General features: G+C 69.5%; 16 protein-coding genes. 11 read left to right on the top strand and 5 right to left on the bottom strand.

Translation table 11 applies throughout. From position 1 onward, the window contains the following. Positions 1 to 15 precede the first annotated feature (15 nt). The 3 genes from gltX to J3486_RS32125 form a co-directional block, all read right to left on the bottom strand. The gene (gltX, locus tag J3486_RS32135) at positions 16 to 1,500 is read right to left on the bottom strand and encodes a glutamate--tRNA ligase (protein WP_207826710.1); all 1,485 of its coding nucleotides are present in this window, start codon (positions 1,498 to 1,500) and stop codon (positions 16 to 18) included. Next, positions 1,493 to 2,290, bottom strand: a complete 798-nt coding sequence (locus J3486_RS32130) for a fumarylacetoacetate hydrolase family protein (RefSeq protein ID WP_207826708.1) — start codon at positions 2,288 to 2,290, stop codon at positions 1,493 to 1,495. Before J3486_RS32130 ends, gltX begins: the two co-directional genes overlap by 8 nt. Positions 2,291 to 2,428: 138 nt before the next feature. Further along, on the bottom strand, positions 2,429 to 2,617 hold the full coding sequence (locus J3486_RS32125; RefSeq protein WP_207826706.1) for a hypothetical protein: 189 nt from the start codon (positions 2,615 to 2,617) through the stop codon (positions 2,429 to 2,431). Between the two features lie 560 nt (positions 2,618 to 3,177). On the opposite strand from J3486_RS32125, the gene J3486_RS32120 reads away from it, so the two are divergent. The 8 genes from J3486_RS32120 (at position 3,178) to J3486_RS32085 (ending at position 14,069) form a co-directional block, all read left to right on the top strand. Beyond that, on the top strand, positions 3,178 to 7,134 hold the full coding sequence (locus J3486_RS32120) for a nitrate- and nitrite sensing domain-containing protein (RefSeq protein WP_207826703.1): 3,957 nt from the start codon (positions 3,178 to 3,180) through the stop codon (positions 7,132 to 7,134). Positions 7,135 to 7,143: 9 nt separating this feature from the next. Continuing rightward, positions 7,144 to 7,557 carry a roadblock/LC7 domain-containing protein gene (locus J3486_RS32115; RefSeq protein WP_207827120.1) on the top strand — a complete coding sequence of 138 codons (414 nt, stop codon included), beginning with the start codon at positions 7,144 to 7,146 and terminating at the stop codon, positions 7,555 to 7,557. 203 nt (positions 7,558 to 7,760) lie between these two features. Then, a complete protein-coding gene (locus tag J3486_RS32110) occupies positions 7,761 to 8,171 on the top strand; it encodes a DUF742 domain-containing protein (RefSeq protein ID WP_207826700.1) in 411 nt (136 codons plus the stop codon). Further along, positions 8,152 to 8,742: an ATP/GTP-binding protein gene (locus J3486_RS32105; RefSeq protein WP_207826698.1), complete on the top strand. Its 591-nt coding sequence runs from the start codon at positions 8,152 to 8,154 to the stop codon at positions 8,740 to 8,742. Before J3486_RS32110 ends, J3486_RS32105 begins: the two co-directional genes overlap by 20 nt. Before the next feature lie 371 nt (positions 8,743 to 9,113). Then, positions 9,114 to 12,398, top strand: coding sequence for a nitrate- and nitrite sensing domain-containing protein (locus tag J3486_RS32100; protein ID WP_207826697.1), 3,285 nt, complete (start codon positions 9,114 to 9,116; stop codon positions 12,396 to 12,398). Positions 12,399 to 12,408: 10 nt separating this feature from the next. After that, complete coding sequence (locus tag J3486_RS32095) at positions 12,409 to 12,822, top strand: roadblock/LC7 domain-containing protein (protein ID WP_026057603.1); 414 nt, start codon at positions 12,409 to 12,411, stop codon at positions 12,820 to 12,822. Positions 12,823 to 12,916: 94 nt separating this feature from the next. Further along, on the top strand, positions 12,917 to 13,498 hold the full coding sequence (locus J3486_RS32090) for a DUF742 domain-containing protein (RefSeq protein ID WP_207826695.1): 582 nt from the start codon (positions 12,917 to 12,919) through the stop codon (positions 13,496 to 13,498). Further along, positions 13,479 to 14,069, top strand: coding sequence for an ATP/GTP-binding protein (locus J3486_RS32085; RefSeq protein WP_207826694.1), 591 nt, complete (start codon positions 13,479 to 13,481; stop codon positions 14,067 to 14,069). The genes J3486_RS32090 and J3486_RS32085 overlap by 20 nt, the downstream gene beginning before the upstream one ends. Positions 14,070 to 15,056: 987 nt before the next feature. On the opposite strand, the gene J3486_RS32080 is transcribed toward J3486_RS32085, so the two are convergent. Further along, a complete protein-coding gene (locus tag J3486_RS32080; RefSeq protein ID WP_207826692.1) occupies positions 15,057 to 15,503 on the bottom strand; it encodes an ATP-binding protein in 447 nt (148 codons plus the stop codon). A 173-nt stretch (positions 15,504 to 15,676) separates the two neighbouring features. On the opposite strand from J3486_RS32080, the gene J3486_RS32075 reads away from it, so the two are divergent. The 3 genes from J3486_RS32075 to J3486_RS32065 are packed head-to-tail and all read left to right on the top strand — an operon-like array spanning position 15,677 to position 17,018. Then, positions 15,677 to 16,534: a helix-turn-helix transcriptional regulator gene (locus J3486_RS32075; protein ID WP_207826689.1), complete on the top strand. Its 858-nt coding sequence runs from the start codon at positions 15,677 to 15,679 to the stop codon at positions 16,532 to 16,534. Then, a complete protein-coding gene (locus J3486_RS32070) occupies positions 16,534 to 16,764 on the top strand; it encodes a DUF397 domain-containing protein (protein ID WP_207826687.1) in 231 nt (76 codons plus the stop codon). The genes J3486_RS32075 and J3486_RS32070 overlap by 1 nt, the downstream gene beginning before the upstream one ends. 20 nt (positions 16,765 to 16,784) lie before the next feature. Continuing rightward, the gene (locus J3486_RS32065; protein ID WP_207826685.1) at positions 16,785 to 17,018 is read left to right on the top strand and encodes a DUF397 domain-containing protein; all 234 of its coding nucleotides are present in this window, start codon (positions 16,785 to 16,787) and stop codon (positions 17,016 to 17,018) included. A 97-nt stretch (positions 17,019 to 17,115) separates the two neighbouring features. Here J3486_RS32065 and J3486_RS32060 read toward each other — a convergent pair whose 3' ends face one another. Then, entirely contained in the window at positions 17,116 to 17,310 is a 195-nt protein-coding gene (locus J3486_RS32060; RefSeq protein ID WP_207826682.1) for an acyl-CoA carboxylase subunit epsilon, read from the bottom strand. Between the last annotated feature and the right edge of the window lie 12 nt (positions 17,311 to 17,322).

Below are 17,322 nucleotides of genomic sequence, written 5' to 3'. Positions count from 1 at the left end.
CGGGCGGGTGACCGCTTACGCGGAGAGCTTCGCCAGCGCCGCGTCGATGCGGGCCAGCGTCTTCTCCTTGCCCAGGATCTCGAGCGACTCGAAGAGGGGCAGGCCGATCGTGCGGCCGGTGACGGCGACGCGGACCGGGGCCTGGGCCTTGCCGAGCTTGAGGCCGTGGGCCTCGCCGGCGGCCAGGACGGCCTCCTTGAGGGACTCCGCCGAGTTCCAGTCGGCCGCGTCCAGCTTCTCGCGGGCCGTCGTCAGCAGGGCGTCGGAGCCCTCCTTCATGGCCTTCGTCCAGCTCGCCTCGTCCTCGACCGGCTCGGCCAGGAAGAGGAAGTCGACGTTGTCCGTGATCTCCGAGAGGACCTTGAGACGGGTCTGGGCGTGCGGCGCGATCGCCGCCCACTTCGCCTCGTCGAAGTCCTCCGGGGCCCACGGCGCGAACGGGGCCCGCAGCCACGGCTCGCAGCGGGACGCGAAGTCCTTGGGGTCGAGCAGGCGGATGTGGTCGCCGTTGATCGACTCGCACTTCTTGAGGTCGAAGCGGGCCGGGTTCGGCTGGACGTCCTTGACGTCGAAGGCCGCCACCATCTCCTCGATCGAGAAGATGTCGCGGTCCGCCGAGAGGGACCAGCCGAGGAGGGACAGGTAGTTCAGCAGGCCCTCGGGCAGGAAGCCGCGCTCGCGGTAGAGGTTCAGCGACGACTGCGGGTCACGCTTGGAGAGCTTCTTGTTGCCCTCGCCCATCACGTACGGCAGGTGGCCGAAGAGCGGGGTGGACTTCGCCAGGCCCAGCTCGGTGAGTGCCTCGTACAGGGCGATCTGGCGGGGGGTCGAGGAGAGCAGGTCCTCGCCGCGCAGGACGTGGGTGATCTCCATCAGCGCGTCGTCGACCGGGTTGACCAGGGTGTACAGCGGGGCGCCGTTGGCCCGGACAATGCCGTAGTCCGGCACGTTCTCCGGCTCGTAGGTGATCTCGCCGCGGACCAGGTCCGTGAACGTGATCGTCCGGTCGGGCATCCGGAAGCGGATGATCGGCTTGCGGCCCTCGGCCTCGTACGCCGCCTTCTGCTCGGCCGTGAGGTCGCGGCAGTGGCCGTCGTAGCCGGACGGCTTGCCCGCCGCGCGAGCGGCGTCGCGGCGCTCGTCGAGCTCCTCCGTGGAGCAGTAGCAGGGGTACGCCTTGCCGGCCGCGATCAGCTTGTCCGCGACGTCCTTGTAGAGGTCCATCCGCTGGGACTGGCGGTACGGGGCGTGCGGACCGCCGACCTCGGGGCCCTCGTCCCAGTCGAAGCCGAGCCAGCGCATCGCGTCGAGGAGCTGGTGGTACGACTCCTCGCTGTCGCGGGCCGCGTCGGTGTCCTCGATGCGGAAGACGAGGGTGCCCTGGTTGTGGCGCGCGAAGGCCCAGTTGAACAGGGCGGTGCGGACCAGGCCCACGTGGGGGTTACCGGTAGGCGAGGGACAGAAACGGACACGGACTGCTGGGGCGGATGCGCTAGCCACGCTTGACAACCTTGTTGGTGAGAGTGCCGATGCCTTCGATGGTGACGGCGACCTCGTCGCCGACGTTCAGGGGACCGACCCCTTCCGGGGTGCCCGTGAGGATGACGTCACCCGGGAGGAGCGTCATGGCCTCGGAGATGTTGACGATCAGGTCCGCGATGGACGTGATCATGTCCGACGTCCGGCCGAGCTGGCGCTGCGCGCCGTTGACCGTGCACTGGACCGTGAGGTCGGAGGCCCGGTCGAGGGAGAGGTCGGTCTCGATCCAGGGGCCCAGCGGACAGGACGTGTCGAAGCCCTTGGCGCGGGCCCACTGCTTCTCGCGCTTCTGGACGTCGCGGGCCGTCACGTCGTTCGCCGCCGTGTAGCCGAGGATGACGTCCTGGACGCGCTCGCGCGGGACCTCGCGGCACATGCGGCCGATGACCACGGCCAGCTCGGCCTCGTGGTGCAGCTCCTGCGAGAAGGACGGGTACTGGATCTCGTCGCCGGGGCCGATCACGGACGTGGACGGCTTGAAGAAGGCGAAGGGGGCCTCGGGGACCTCGTTGCCCAGCTCCTTGGCGTGCTCCGCGTAGTTGCGGCCGAAGGCGATGACCTTGTTCGGGAGCACGGGGGGCAGCAGCCGCACCTTGCTGAGCGGGACCTTGGTGCCGCTCAGTTCGAAGTCGGCGAACGGGATGCCCTTGATGATGTCGAGCACGAGCTCGGAGTGCTCACCGGGAGGACCGTCGCCTTCGACCGCGCCGAAGGCGACGTTCCCGTCGATGGAGAATCTGGCGATGCGCACGGGTGGCTGCGCCCCTTTTTCTGTCTTGCGGTGGGCCCGGGTCAGGGGTCGGTCCCGACCAGGCTAACGCGGGGCGTGGGGGCGTGTTCCGTTGTGCGGTGCCACGCCTCTTGCGGGGCGCTGCTCAGACACAGGCGCTCAGGCGGCCGGGGTGATCTCCGGGGCGACCATCAGGATCGTGCGCTTCGGGTTGGCCGTGTTCGCGGGCAGTGTGGCCGAGTGCTCCGGGAGGGCCGGTGCGGCCTGGATCTCGTCGGCGTCCTTGAGGTGCGCCAGCGTGGTGCGGCGCGGGTTGGCAAGGTTGAGGGAGATCATCGTCGTCTTCATGACTGTGCTCTGGAACCTTCTCGGTTGTCTGCTGGGCCATCCCTGTAAAGCGCCAGGCTAAACATCTGATTCCCGCCGAAAGCCGGGAAGTTGTGATCCACCGCATGTGAGTTTGCTCACGAGAGCAAGTGCAAAAGGGGCACTTCGGGCCGCCAAGTCCCGTACAGGAAACGGACATTGCGTACCTGAAGCCACCATTCCGCTCCCGATCATGTCGACTGGGACACCCCCCGGCCGTAGGTGAAAAGTTCATGAATGCCCGGTTTTAACTAGATCATCTTCTACGTCTTGTGACCCTTCCTGCACGTGGGGTCACGGCCGGTGTCCCCTGCATCTCGGGCCTTGTTGGAGATCCGGCACTGTGCTGGAATTCCCGGGACCGTCGCAGGATCGAACCGGCGCACAGGGGCGCGAGAGAGCGCCGAGCAGCGGCGGTGAGGGGGAGCCAGCGCCGGTCACCGACGACCACAGGGGGGCGTTCAGGTCGCCCCTCGAACTACGCCGACACCGTCTTGTCCGCTTGCGCGGGTGGGGCGCCTGGTCCAGAGGTTGCGACGCTAGTGCAGGGACGTAAGAACAGGGATGGCAGCGCTGCGGCGGAGCCGGAGCCGCGCGGCGGGACCGGCCCGATAGCCGGCGGTTCCCAGCCCTCGCACGCCCAGAACCCCGGACGCACGGCGTCCGTCGATCTCGGTGAGCGTGAGACGCGTTCCGCCACTCAGGGCGGGGCGCCGACGCCTGCGCAGCCGCAGACCAAGGCGAAGAGCCCGTCGGGACCCGGCTCCCGAATAGCCCTGCGCAACTGGCGCATCTCGACCCGTCTGGTGTCGCTGCTCGCGCTGCCGGTGGTCGCGGCCACCTCGCTGGGTGCGCTGCGTATCGCCGAGTCGCTCGACGACATCCAGCAGCTCGACAACATGAAGCTGCTGACCGAGATGACCAAGCAGGCGACCGAACTGGCCTCGGCGCTGCAGACCGAGCGCGACCAGTCGGCCGGTCCGCTGGCCAACGACCCGAAGGCCGCGTCGACCAACTACGACGTGAAGACGGCGCGCAAGGAGACCGACCGCGCCCGCACCGCGTTCCTGGACGCGACGTACAGCGTCGAGGGCGACGACGAGTCCAGCCTCAAGGGCGTACGCGAGCACGTCGTGCAGATCGCCCGGCAGCTCATCGACCTCAAGGACATCCGCTCCGACGCGTACGCCAAGGGCGCGCCGACGTCGCAGACCGTCGAGGCCTACAGCCGCATCATCGAGAACCTGCTCTCGCTCTCCACCGACATGGCGCAGGCGACCAGCAGCCCCGAGATGATCGACCGCACGCGTTCGCTGGCCGCGTTCTCCTCGGCCAAGGAGTACGCCTCGCAGCAGCGCGCCATCATCGCGGCCGCGCTGCCGGAGAACAGCAAGACGTTCGGCTCCCTCACGGACACCGACCGGCTGTACGGCGAGGCCGCCTTCGAGGACCAGGACAACGCCCTCGACTCCTTCCGCAACGTGTACGGCACCGTGCCCGCGGAGGAGCTGCTCAAGCCGCTCACGGACAACAACGCCACCATCAAGGCGGCGGACAACTACGCGGACCGCGTCTTCAAGCGCACCGACGGCATCCGCACGCAGGACAAGCGCTCGTACAAGGACTGGTACGACGCGGACACCCAGCGCATCACGCAGATGACCACGATCGAGACCACGCTGCTCAACGAGATGGAGCAGCAGGCCCGTGAGCTGCGCAGCGCCTCCGAGCGGCAGGCCATCATCAACGGTGCGCTGATCCTGCTCGTGCTCGGCGTCTCGCTCGTCGGCGCCTTCGTCGTGGCCCGGTCCATGATCCGCTCGCTGCGCCGGCTGCAGGACACCGCGACCAAGGTCGCCCAGGAACGGCTGCCCGAGCTGGTCAAGGAGCTCTCCGAGTCGGACCCGCAGGACGTCGACACGTCCGTGGAGTCCGTCGGTGTGCACTCGCGCGACGAGATCGGCCAGGTGGCCGCGGCCTTCGACGACGTGCACCGCGAGGCGGTCCGCCTCGCCGCCGAGCAGGCCCTGCTGCGGGGCAACGTCAACGCGATGTTCACCAACCTCTCGCGCCGCTCCCAGGGTCTGATCCAGCGTCAGCTGTCGCTCATCTCCGAGCTGGAGTCGCGCGAGGCCGACCCGGACCAGCTGTCGTCGCTGTTCAAGCTCGACCACCTCGCGACGCGCATGCGCCGTAACGGTGAGAACCTGCTCGTCCTCGCCGGTGAAGAGCCCGGCCGTCGCTGGACGCGGCCCGTGCCGCTCGTCGACGTGCTGCGTGCCGCCGCGTCCGAGGTGGAGCAGTACGAGCGCATCGAGCTGGCGGCCGTGCCCGCCACGGACGTCGCCGGTCGTGTCGTCAACGACCTCGTGCACCTGCTCGCCGAGCTGCTGGAGAACGCGACGTCGTTCTCCTCCCCGCAGACCAAGGTCAAGGTCACCGGTCACGCGCTGCCCGACGGGCGGGTGCTGATCGAGATCCACGACACCGGCATCGGCCTCTCCCCCGAGGACCTCGCGGCGATCAACGAGCGGCTCGCCTCGCCGCCCACCGTGGACGTCTCGGTGTCCCGGCGCATGGGTCTGTTCGTGGTCGGCCGCCTGTCGCAGCGACACGGCATCCGCATCCAGCTGCGTCCGTCCGACTCCGGCGGTACGACGGCGCTCGTCATGCTGCCCGTGGACGTCGCCCAGGGGAAGAAGCTTCCCGGCAAGCCCGGTGCTCCGGGCGGCTCCGGCGGTCCCGCCGCCGCGCAGGCCGCGGCCGGTGTCGCCGCCGCGCGTCGCGGTGTCGGCGCGGGCGGCCAGGGCGGCCAGGGCGGCCCGGGTGGTCCGGGCGGCGGCGGTGGCGGCGCGGGCCGGCTCGGTGCCGGGCCCGGTGCGACGCGGCCGCAGGTCGGCGCCGGTCAGAGCGGCCCGCGTGCGGCGCTGCCCGCGCGGGACGGCGGCCCCCAGGCCCAGCCCCCGATGGGCGCTCCGCAGCGTCCGCAGGCCCCGCAGCCCGCGCGCGCCCAGCAGAACGACCCGCAGCAGTCCACCGGCCTCTTCAACGCCCCGGGCCCGGTCCCGCCGCAGCAGCGCACCCACAGCGCCCCCGGCGACCAGCGCCAGATCCAGGGCCAGGGCGGACGCCCGGTGCTGCCGCCGCGCGGCGGCCCGCGCGCCGAGCTGCCGGGTGGCAACCCGCAGCCCCGCGTGCCGAGCTGGAGCGACGAGAACGCGCAGCCGAACCTCGACGCCCCGCGCGGTCACGAGGAGACGGACTCCGTCGAGTCGACGGCGCAGTTCCCGCAGATCCGGGACGAGCAGCAGCGGCCCGGCCAGGGCTTCGGTCAGGGCCAGGCCCAGGGCTTCGGTCAGGGCCAGGCCCAGGGCTTCGGTCAGGGCCGGCCGCAGGATCAGGACCAGGGCACCGGTCAGTTCGTCCGCTCGGACGTGTTCGGCGGCGCGCCCAGCAGTGGCGGGCCCAACGGTGGTGCGCCCAACGGTGGCCTGCCGAACGCCGGCGTACCGAACGGTGGCGTACCGCACGGTGTACCGCAGAACGGCGGAGCGCCGGGGGCCAACGGCGCCTCGTTCGGCGGCGGCCAGGGCCAGGACTTCAGCGCGGGCGGCCAGGACTTCGGCGGCTTCCGTGACAACGGTCTGCCGGGTCTTCCGGCCCGCCAGGACCAGTCCTCGTCGACCGGCCAGTTCGAGCGCCCGCAGAACCCGGTCACGTCCACGGGTCAGTTCGAGCGCCCGCAGGACCCGGCGACCACCGGCCAGTTCGAGCGTCCGGCCGCCCCGCGTCAGCGCGGCGACTTCGGCACCCAGGACTTCGGTGCGCCGCTTCCGGGCGGTCAGGGCCAGAACGGCCGGCCCAACCAGTTCGGTCAGGGCAACCAGTTCGATCAGGGCATTCCGGCGCAGCCCGCACAGCAGGGTTACCTGCCGCCGGCCGACCAGCCGGGCGACGGTCGTACGCCGCTGTACGACACCCTGGAGACGAACTGGTTCCACGGTCAGCAGCAGGACCGGCAGCAGCAGAGCCAGGAGCCGCAGCAGCCGCAGGCGCCGCAGTCGCAGGGGCAGCAGCTCCCGCAGCGCGGCGCCCAGCAGCCCGCCGCGCCGGCCCAGCCGCAGGCCCCCGCCATGCCGCAGCGCCCCCGGGCGCGGGCCCAGGAAGCCGCCCCGGCCGCGCCCACCGCGAGCCAGGACCCGGCGAACTGGCGTCAGTCCCCCAACGACGAGCTGATGCGTCAGGCCGAGCGGGTGCGCAAGCCCGCCGCGGGCGGCGTCACCGTCTCGGGTCTGCCGCGCCGGGTGCCGCGGGCGAACCTCGTGGCCGGCACGGCCCAGGAACAGCAGCACCAGGCCGGTCCCCAGGTCTCGCGCGCGCCGGACGACGTGCGCGGGCGGCTGACCAATCTCCGTCGGGGCATTCAGCAGGGTCGGCAGGCCGGTGGTACCGGAAACACCGGCAGCTACCCCCGCCCCACTCACCAGCAGGAGCGTTAGTTGAGCCAGATGAGCCAGGCGGCACAGAACCTGAACTGGTTGATCACCAACTTCGTGGACAACACACCGGGGGTCTCCCACACGGTCGTGGTGTCCGCGGACGGCCTGCTGCTCGCGATGTCGGAAGGGTTCCCGCGCGACCGCGCGGACCAACTGGCGGCGGTGGCCTCGGGGCTGACGTCGCTGACGGCCGGCGCGTCGAGAATCTTCGAGGGCGGGCCGGTGAATCAGACGGTCGTGGAGATGGAGCGCGGCTTTCTCTTCCTGATGTCCGTCTCGGACGGCTCTTCGCTCGCCGTGCTCGCGCACCCCGAGTGCGACATCGGCCTCGTCGGGTACGAGATGGCGCTGCTCGTCGACCGTGCCGGCGCCGTGCTCACCCCGGACCTCCGCGCAGAGCTGCAGGGCAGCCTGCTCCACTGACGGGAGTTCGCGGAGCGCGGACCATGTGACGGCCGGTAACCCCGGCCACCCCCACAGTCTTACGCACCAACAGCCCCTGGAACCACAGCAGTCACACAATCCCCGCCCCATCTGCTTCCCATCACCGTCCGGCCGTCACAACTCCCCCACCGGCCCACCCTCAGACGGCAGGCCCCGACCCCGCCGTCCCGCCCGGAGGATCCATGACCCCGCCCACCGCTCCTCACGATCCGTACGGCAGTGCCGCACATGCCGACTACGGTCATGAGGGCGACCAGCCGCTGGTCCGCCCCTACGCGATGACCGGCGGCCGGACCAGGCCGCGCTACCAGCTCGCCATCGAGGCGCTCGTCTCCACGACCGCCGACCCGTCGCAGCTGATGACCCTGCTCCCCGAGCACCAGCGCATCTGCCACCTGTGCCGTGAGGTCAAGTCGGTGGCCGAGGTGTCGGCTCTCCTTTCGATGCCGCTCGGTGTCGCCCGGATCCTCGTCGCGGACCTCGCGGAGGCCGGGCTCGTCGCCATCCACCAGCCGGGCGGCGACGAGGCCAACGGCGGCGCGCCGGACGTGACTCTGCTCGAAAGGGTGCTCAGTGGACTTCGCAAGCTCTGACGGCGCGCTCGGCGCCGACCCCCGCCCCACCACCTCGGCGAAGATCGTGGTGGCGGGCGGCTTCGGCGTCGGCAAGACGACGTTCGTGGGGTCGGTCTCCGAGATCAACCCGCTGCGCACCGAGGCCGTCATGACGTCGGCGAGCGCCGGGATCGACGACCTGACGCACACCGGCGGCAAGACGACCACCACGGTCGCCATGGACTTCGGCCGCATCACGCTCGACCAGGACCTGATCCTGTACCTGTTCGGCACCCCGGGCCAGGACCGCTTCTGGTTCATGTGGGACGACCTGGTCCGCGGCGCCATCGGCGCGGTCGTCCTCGTCGACACCCGCCGGCTGGCCGACTGCTTCCCGGCCGTGGACTACTTCGAGAACTCGGGCCTGCCGTTCGTCATCGCCCTCAACGGCTTCGACGGGCACCAGCCCTACACGCCCGACGAGGTCCGCGAGGCGCTGCAGATCGGCCCCGACACCCCGATCATCACCACGGACGCCCGACACCGTGCGGATGCAAAGAGTGCCCTGATCACGCTGGTCGAACACGCGTTGATGGCCCGTCTGAAGTAGACAGAAGCGGCCGGAAGCCGCTCATCAAGTGGCTGGAACCATACGGCAGTTGTCGTAGGTCCCTCAGCGGTCCCTGTGGCCTTTGACACGCGGGGCCACTGTGTTCATAACGTTTCGACAGAGAATTCCGGGGAGCCCGACACAGGTCGCGCACACCCGGTTCCACTGTGCTCACAAGAGCCCCGCCTTTTGGCGGGGCTCGCTCTTTATGACCGTTTTATCTAGGGCATGGATCACGTGGAGCTTCCGCTTCCGACTGTTTGGAAGTGCGCCTCCTGACGTGCTGGAATGCGCTGAACTGCCCAGTAAGAACGGGCCTGGAGACATCAGCGGCACAACGTAGGTGCCGACGCCGAGAGGTTGTTGGTCGAGTGAGGCGAAGCAAGAACGGTCCCGAGCCCGCGTCGGCGGCACGGGGCAACTTCACCCCGCCGCCGCGCACAGCGGCGCAGGCCGCACCCGTGGCCGAGACCGTGGCGCCGGCCCCGTCCGGTGGACGGATGTCGCCGCGCAACTGGCGCGTGCCCACCAAGCTGAACGCGATCCTGCTCATACCCGTGCTCGTCGCCCTCGTCATGGGCGGCTTCCAGGTGAAGAGCTCGATCGACACCCTGAACGAGGCCAAGGACGCGGAGAAGACGGCACTCATCGTGCGGTCCGCGGCCGCGTACAGCCTCGCGCTGCTCAACGAGCGCGACCTGTCCGCGCAGCCGATCCTGGAGGGCGACCGGAGCTCCGCGACCGTACAGAAGCTGTACGCCGCGACCGACCGGGCCAAGGCCGATTTCCACGAGACGGTCAAGGGCGCGCCCGACACCGCCGGGCTCCAGCGCCGCCTCAAGCTCATCGAGGCCGCCGAGCCCAAGCTGACCGCGCTGCGCAAGAAGGCGTACAGCCGCGACATGGACCCGGTGCAGACCGAAGAGGGTTACGTCGGCGTCCAGCACTACCTCATGGAGATCTCCAACGAGCTGAACCTGGGCAACAGCGACGTCACCGCGTACGGCCGCACCGTCTACGCGCTCCAGCTCTCCAAGGCCGCCGAGTCGCTCAACCGTTCCATCGGCATGCACCTGCTGGTGCGCCCGAGCGCCGGTGAGACGCTCCAGAGCCAGATCGTCTCCTTCAACTCGTACGCGTACCTGGAGGGCATCGCCAACCAGGAGTTCGTCTCCGGCGCCGATCCCGCGGACGTGGCCAACCTGAAGAAGGTCCTCAAGGGCCGGGCCGACCAGGGCACCAAGGACTACGCCGCGCTGGTCAAGAAGCAGGCCGCGAAGGGCGTCAGGCTGCCGCTGAAGCTGCCGTCCAAGGACGGCGACGTCTACCAGGGCATGGTCGAGCAGATCTCCGCCGGGCAGAGCCCGCAGGAGCTCGCCAAGAGCGGTGTCACCCCGCTCACCTGGAGCGCGGTCACCACGAGCAAGTTCGAGGGCTACACCGAGGTCGAGAACGGTCTGATCGACCGGGCCGTGAACGAGGCCTCCGACACCGCCGACAACGCCCAGCGCGACGCCTACGTCACCGGTGCCGCCACGGTCATCGCCGTCCTCGCCGCGTTCATCATCGCGGGGATGATGGCCCGCCAGATGTCCCGCTCGATGCGCCGGCTGCGCTCCGCCGCCTTCGACGTGGCCGAGCAGCGGCTGCCGATGCTGGTCGACCAGCTCTCGCGCACCGAGCCGGGCCGGGTGGACACCCGCGTCCAGCCGATCCCGATCACCACGACCGACGAGATCGGCGAGGTCGCCCGCGCGTTCGACCAGGTGCACCGGGAAGCGGTACGGCTCGCCGCCGAGCAGGCGCTCCTGCGGGGCAACATCAACGCGATCTTCACCAACCTGTCGCGCCGTAACCAGTCGCTGATCGAGGGCCAGCTGACCCTCATCACCGACCTGGAGAACAACGAGGCCGACCCGGACCAGCTGGAGAACCTCTTCCGCCTGGACCACCTCGCGACCCGTATGCGCCGCAACGGCGAGAACCTCCTGGTCCTCGCCGGCGAGGAGCCGGGCCGCCGCTGGGACCAGCCGGTCCCGCTGGTCGACGTGTTGCGGGCCGCCACCTCCGAGGTGGAGCAGTACGAGCGCATCGAGCTGGCCGGCGTCCCCGAGGCCGAGATCCACGGCCGCGCGGTCACCGACCTCGTGCACCTGCTCGCCGAGCTCCTGGAGAACGCGACCACGTTCTCCTCGCCGCAGACCAAGGTCCGCGTCACCGCGACCCGTCTCCCCGACGGCCGCGTCATGATCGAGATCCACGACAAGGGCATCGGCCTCACCGCCGAGGACTTCGCGGACATCAACCACAAGCTGGCCAACCCGCCGACCGTGGACGCCGCGATCTCCCAGCGCATGGGCCTGTTCGTGGTCGGCCGCCTCTCCGACCGGCACGGCATCCGCGTCCAGCTGCGCCCCTCGGGCGAGCAGGCGGGCACGACCTCGCTGGTCATGCTCCCGGACGTGATCACGCACGGTGGCGGTGGCGAGCACCAGCAGACCGCCGACGCCGAACTCTCCGAGTTCACCGTCTCGACGATGATCCCGACGCAGCAGGCCTTCGAGAAGGCCCCGCTGCGCACGGCCGCCGAGCTCGGCTTCGACGACAGCCGTTACGAAGTCCCGGACGACGCCCGCGAGTTGGACCCGGTCGGCCGCTCCCTCATGCGTGAGGAGCGCCGTGCGGCCCTGGAGGCCCAGGCCCAGGCGCAGGACGACCGCCCGCTCTTCCGCGACGAGGTGGCGCCGCAGCAGCAGGGCGCGCCCCAGGCGCCGGTCCCGCCCCAGCAGCAGGACCAGCAGCGGCCCGTCTACCCGGAGCAGCCCACCTACGAGGGACAGCAGTTCGGCTACGACCAGCAGCAGCAGGTCGCGTACGACGATCAGCAGCAGGCCGGTTACGACGACCCGCAGCAGGTCGCGTACGACGATCAGCAGCAGTCCGGCTACGACGGCTACGCCCCCGCGCAGCCCGCGTACGGCGACGGCGGGCCGGGTGGCTACGAGGCGGGGTACGCGCCGCAGAACGGCTATGCGGAGGCGCCCGCGGAGACGTTCAACGCCTTCCAGGAGCCGCAGCGACAGGCGGACTGGCAGGCCCAGGAGTCCTATCGGGACGATTTCCAGGTCTCGTACGCCCCTGAAGCGGAATCCGCGCAGTCCACGGAGAACCCTGCCGCGGCGGAGCCGGAGAGCGTAGGCTTCGACCCGCACACTCCGGCGCCCTCGGCCGGCCCCTCCCCCTCTGTCGCACACGAAATGACCGACGCCGGTCTTCCGCGCCGCGGATCCAGCGCCTCCCAGCGCGAGGAAACCCCGGCACCGGCCACCGGTGGCGACGACAGTGACACCTGGCGTTCGTCGAACGACGAGCGCTGGGAGCGCGCCGAGGCGCTGAAGCGTCCCAAGGCGGGCGGGGTCACCTCCTCCGGTCTTCCGCGCCGGGTGCCCAGGGCCAACCTGGTCGAGGGCACGGCGGAGGCGACGCCGCAGGGCGGTCCCCAGGTCTCCCGCGCCCCCGAGGACGTGCGGGGCAGGCTGAGCAACCTGCGCCGCGGTGTGCAGCGGGGTCGCAGTGAAGGCAACAGTGATACGAACGGCCAGGCCACTTGGAATCAGCAGAGTGGTCCTGACAGCACCTACAACCAGGAGCGTTAGTGTGAGCCCGATGAGCCAGGCGGCACAGAACCTGAACTGGTTGATCACCAACTTCGTGGACAACACCCCCGGGGTGTCCCACACGGTGGTGGTCTCCGCCGACGGACTCCTTCTGGCGATGTCCGAAGGGTTCCCCCGCGACCGCGCCGATCAGTTGGCGGCCGTCGCTTCGGGTCTGACCTCGTTGACGGCGGGCGCGTCCCGCATCTTCGAGGGTGGCGCGGTGAACCAGACAGTTGTGGAGATGGAGCGGGGATTCCTCTTCATCATGTCCATTTCCGATGGTTCTTCGCTCGCCGTCCTTGCACACCCGGAGGCGGACATCGGCCTCGTCGGGTACGAAATGGCCCTTCTTGTCGACCGCGCGGGCACGGTTCTCACGCCCGACCTGCGCGCGGAGCTCCAGGGGAGCCTTCTCAACTAGCAGACAGGCGGTGCGTTTTCGCGCCTCGTGGCCGTAAGGTTTCGGGACGCGGCTCCACAGTGATGGTGCCCAGCGCAGTCGGAGGAGGAAGTACGTGTCTGGTTCAGCAACACCCCCGAGCGGTTCGTCAGCCCACTGGCCGCCCTACGGCCCTGCCCAGGGCCAGGCCGGCACGGGCGCAGACGGTTCGCAGAACCGGTACAACTTCCCCTCTGCCCCTTCGTCGGCGAGCCACGCGCGGCAGCCCGGTCCTTACGACCAGCCGCCCGCGCCGCGCATCCAGCCTGTGCAGCCCCAGCCGCGCCCCGACGCGAATCCCGCGCCTGCTGCGAAGAACAACCCCCTGGTGCGTCCGTACGCCATGACGGGCGGCCGTACCAGGCCCCGCTACCAGCTCGCCATCGAGGCGCTGGTGCACACCACCGCGCAGCCGCACCAGTTGCAGGGCCAACTGCCCGAGCACCAGCGGATCTGCAACCTGTGCCGGGAGATCAAGTCGGTGGCCGAGATCTCGGCTCTCCTCTCGATCCCTCTCGGTGTGGCCAGGATTCTCGTCGCCGACCTCGCGGAGGCGGGCCTGGTCGCCATCCATCAGCCCGGCGGCGACGAGAGCGCCGGCGGCCAGCCAGACGTGACTTTGCTCGAAAGGGTGCTCAGTGGACTTCGCAAGCTCTAGCGGAGGGCCGGCAACTCCAAGTCGTTCCACCACGTCCGCGAAGATCGTGGTGGCGGGCGGTTTCGGTGTCGGCAAGACGACCTTCGTGGGCGCCGTGTCGGAGATCAATCCGCTGCGCACCGAGGCCGTCATGACGTCGGCGAGCGCGGGCATCGACGACCTGACCCACACCGGGGACAAGACGACCACCACGGTCGCCATGGACTTCGGCCGCATCACGCTCGACCAGGACCTGATCCTGTACCTGTTCGGCACCCCGGGCCAGGACCGCTTCTGGTTCATGTGGGACGACCTGGTCCGCGGCGCCATCGGCGCCGTCGTCCTCGTCGACACCCGCCGGCTGGCCGACTGCTTCCCCGCGGTCGACTACTTCGAGAACTCCGGCCTGCCGTTCGTCATCGCCCTCAACGGCTTCGACGGCAACCAGCCGTACAACCCGGACGAGGTCCGCGAGGCGCTGCAGATCGGCCCCGACACCCCGATCATCACCACGGACGCCCGACACCGCGCGGACGCGAAGTCGACGCTGATCACCCTGGTGGAGCATGCGTTGATGGCGCGGCTGCGCTAGGCAATCTCCTCCGTCCCGGACCCTGGCCGGATCGCCGTTCTCCCGGTATTTTCGCCCCGCTGGTGTGTACCAGCGGGGCGTTTCCGTTTCGTGGACGTCAAGCGTCTTCACAAGTCGGGCACATCTCTCGGCCAAGCTGCGCGCTACCGGTCGGCATATGACATCTGCCCGCACCGGTCCGCCACCCCGCCACAGCAGCGAATACGCGCAGTAACATCCTTGGCTATCGATTCGGTTCGGGCGAGATGCCCCAGATATCCGCTGACCGAATCCCCATACCTGCCGCTGTGATGTTTTCGCTGCCCCTCGCGCTCACCTGTCACGGAGCGGGACCATATGCTGTCCCGCCCAACCCCGGACGGGACGAGCAGGAAGCGGAGCCATCCCGATGAGCTTGTCCCACTCGGGCACCGACGCCCTGAGATCCGGACCGGACGCACGCATCCCCACGGCCCTCCAGGAGCCCCACAGGGCCGAGGCTCGGCGCATGGGCCGCCCCCTCCGCCCCGTGACCGAACCCGCCCACAGCTAGGCGGCACCGCGCGCGGACGGGCCAGGATCCCGCCCGCGCACCCGCCTGCCCGACGCCGCCCTCATCCCGCGACGTCGCGGCGTTCCCCAGGAGCCCCCGGCAGCCCATCCGGCGCACGGGACCCCTCCTCCTTTCCGCGCCACGCGCGGAAACTGCGCCCAGGTCCCCGGCGCGGACGCGCCCCTCGCACACCCGGTCCCGCACCACGGACGACCGCAGGTGGCATGGGCGGGCCGCGTCCACCTACGCGTTCCCGGACGACACCGGACCGGCCCCACGGGCGAGCCCCGTCCCCGCCGGCCGGTGCGGCTCCGGCACGCCCCGGTACGACCACGCAGAGGATGCAGATGAACACGGTCGGAAACAGAACAAGGACGCCGTTGTGGTCACCGCCCCCAGGAGCGATGACCACAACGACGCCCTGTCCTCGCGGGCTCCGCGGTTCAGCGGGCTCTTCAGCCCGCGGACTCCGCGTCGACGTCGCCGAGCGCGATTTCGGCCCACACCACCTTGCCGGTGGCGGTCGGCGTCATGCCGACCGCACTGGCCTGGGCCGCGACCAGGAAGAGGCCGCGCCCACCGGGCTGGAACAGGTCCGGCGGCTCGGTGGGAATGGGCACGAGCTCATGGGAGGTGTCCGCGACCTCCAGACGGACACCGTCGAGCGTGCGGCGGATGACGAACTCGAAGGTGCTGTCCGCGCAGTGCCGCACATTGCTGCACAGCTCGGTCGCCACGAACGAGGTGTCGTACACCAGCTTGTGCAGTCCCCAACACCGCAGGCGGGCGCCCACGATCCTGCGGATCTGCTCCAGGCGGTGCGGGCTGTACTCCATACGGATCTCACACGGCCGATCGAGAACATCGATCCCCTCGGCCTCGTCCGTCGGCTGGTCCGGCATTACCCCTCCGGGGGTCCTATTGCGGTCAACTCGCTTATGGACAAGAGGCGTTGCTCAAGCATCATGGCGGCGAAACTATTCCATAGGCAAGTATTACGTTCGGATACCGGCCACCCGGGGAGGGATGTCCGATGACAGTTGTGTGGCCTGAAGGGGCGGGACATCATGTGGCCATGCCTCAGAGCGAGATGCCGACGATACGTAGCCGACGCCTCGGTGCGGAGCTGCGGCGACTGCGTACCGATGCCGGACTCAAGGTGAACGACGCGGCGTTGGCGCTCGAATGCGGGCAACCCAAGATCAGTCAGATCGAGACGGGAAAGAGGGGCATCCGTCAGCTCGATCTGACGACGCTGCTGAACCTGTACGGGGTCACGGACGACCAACAGCGCACGAACCTCAAGCGGTTGGCGCGGGACATCCACAAGGTGGACTGGTGGTCGGGCCAAGGCCCCCTGCTCAGCGGCGACTTGCGCGACTACCTCACGCTGGAGGCCGATTCCTCGCTGGTCCGGGCATTCGAACCGTCGGTACTGCCGGGGCTGCTACAGACCGAGGCATACATGCGCGAGATATTCATGACAGGGGCTGAAGCGGATCGCGTCGAGCCTCTTGTGAACACTCGAATGAGGCGCAAGGATCTGCTCAGCGGAACGGCTGAATTCCGTCTGAGAGTGGTCATAGACGCCCCCGCGTTGCACCGGATACCCGGACCGCGGGCCTTGATCCGTCAGCAGTTTGAACATCTGATGGAAACAGGTGAGTTGCCCAATGTCACCATTCAGGTCCTGCCCCTGGACATCACCCTGCCGCTCGCGCAGTACGCTCCCTACACGCTGTTCACCTTGCGCGGCGAACCCACGGCACAGGTGGCCTGGCTGGAGCACATGACCGGCGGAACGATCCTTGAGCAGCGTCCCGACGTGGAGATCTACGCACAGGCCTGGGACGAACTGACGGCCGCGGCGCTCTCGCCGGCCCAGTCCCGCCGGTACATCAGTGAACGAATCAAGCAAGAAAGCGGGTCGTAATGCCCCCCACTACCGCGACCACCGCCACACCCCTGGAAATCAGGTCTGCGGCCTGGCACAAGAGTTCCTTCAGCGGTGCGTCCAACGGATGTATCGAACACGCCGAGCTTTCCGCGAGCCGACGAGCGATCCGTGACACGGAATACAGAGAGAACGGGGCACTCGTCTTCGAATCCCCGGCTTGGCTGGCATTTGTTTCAGGCGTCAACTCTGGAGTTCTGCCGCTATGAACGCGCCGTCCATCGACAGCATGTCAGCCGGATTCAAGCGCGAGAAACAGCGGCTCTACGCACTCGACCTCTCCGAGGTCCAATGGCTGAGCGCCCCGGGCGGCCCCGCACACGGCCGCGTGGAGGTCGCCGCGCTGGGCGACGGGGCCGTGGCCATCCGCAACCCGCAGGACCCGCGAGGGCTCGTCCTGCGCTTCACCGCCCATGAATGGGAGTCGTTCAAGCTCGGGGCGCGGCACGGCGAGTTCGACTGAGCCGTGCCCCGGCACGCACCCGGGTCATCGCATACAGGGGTGAGCCCCGACCGGTCCGGTCGGGGCTCACCCATATCCGTGATGTGTGCGGCGGGGCCTAGCCCTGCCAGGAGTGCGGGGCGCGGAACCCGTACTGGCGCTCCAGGCGGCGCCAGCCCGCGCGGGACTGCGGGGCGGACGGGGCCACGGCGGGCTGGGCCGCGGCGCGGGCCATCAGGAGGGCGGTGATCGCCGCGACCTCTTCCGGCTCGGCGTTGCCCTTCTCGACTCGGATGTCAGGCAGGGAAGGCATGGGCAGGTCTCC

It is taken from the genome of Streptomyces sp. VRA16 Mangrove soil (assembly GCF_017377775.1).
GTDB lineage: Bacteria > Actinomycetota > Actinomycetes > Streptomycetales > Streptomycetaceae > Streptomyces.
The sequence above is the reverse complement of the archived record's forward strand: the minus strand, read 5'-3'. Positions and strand labels throughout refer to the sequence as shown.